This is a genomic window from Nocardia sp. NPDC051900 (genome assembly GCF_044452545.1).
GTDB classification, from domain to species: Bacteria; Actinomycetota; Actinomycetes; order Mycobacteriales; family Mycobacteriaceae; genus Nocardia; species Nocardia sichangensis.
The window spans coordinates 1-1,041 of sequence record NZ_JBITBU010000085.1 but is presented as its reverse complement, the minus strand read 5'-3'; the positions used below and the strand labels follow the sequence as shown (position 1 = coordinate 1,041).

Below are 1,041 nucleotides of genomic sequence, written 5' to 3'. Positions count from 1 at the left end.
TGCGCCGATGCGAGGCAGTCCGAGCCCGACGCCGATCGGCGCGGTCTTCGGGGTGACGCCGCGCTCGTGCGCGTCACCGGCGCGGGTACGGCGGTGGGTCTTGATCGCGGCATCGGCGACCAAGTGGTGCGGCGCCGCGGCGGTGATGTCCACCGTGATCAGATCGCCGGGGCGGATCGGCTCGGCCGTGCCGCCCGGGCGGAAGTGCACCAGCCTGCCGTCGCGGGCGCGGCCGCTCATGCGCGCGGTCGCGGCGTTCTTCTTGCCCGCGCCCTCGGCTACCAGCAATTCCACCTCGGTGCCGACCAGCTCTCGATTGGCCGTCAAGGAGATCTCCTCCTGCAACGCGATGAGCCGGTCGTAGCGCTCCTGGACCACGGCCTTGGGCAGCTGATCGGGCATGTCGGCGGCGGGCGTACCGGGCCGCTTGGAGTACTGGAAGGTGAACGCGCTGGTGAAACGCGCCTGCCGGACCACGTCCAGGGTCTCCTGGAAATCCTCCTCGGTCTCGCCGGGGAAGCCGACGATGATGTCGGTGGTGATCGCGGCATGCGGCATCGCGGCGCGCACCTTGTCGATGATGCCGAGGTAGCGCGCCTTGCGGTAGGAGCGGCGCATCGCCTTGAGCACCCGGTCCGAACCCGACTGCAGCGGCATGTGCAGTTGCGGGCAGATGTTCGGGGTCTCGGCCATGGCCTCGATCACGTCGTCGGTGAACTCCGCCGGGTGCGGCGAGGTGAACCTGACCCGCTCCAAGCCGTCGATGTGTCCGCACGCGCGCAGCAGCTTGGCGAACGCGCCGCGGTCGCGGGGTTCGTCCGGGTCGGCGAACGAGGCGCCGTAGGAGTTCACGTTCTGGCCGAGCAGCGTCACCTCGAGCACGCCCTGATCCACCAGCGCCCGCACCTCGGCGAGCACGTCACCGGGGCGGCGGTCGACCTCCTTACCGCGCAGTGACGGCACGATGCAGAAGGTGCAGGTGTTGTTGCAGCCGACCGAGATGGAAACCCAGCCCGCGTAGGCGGATTCGCGCTTGGCGGG

Annotated in this window: 1 protein-coding gene; it reads right to left on the bottom strand. The window is 70.0% G+C overall.

Annotated elements, in window-relative coordinates; genetic code table 11:
- On the bottom strand, positions 1-1,041 hold a 1,041-nt coding region (locus tag ACIA5H_RS37845; protein ID WP_397081185.1), incomplete at both ends, for a MiaB/RimO family radical SAM methylthiotransferase.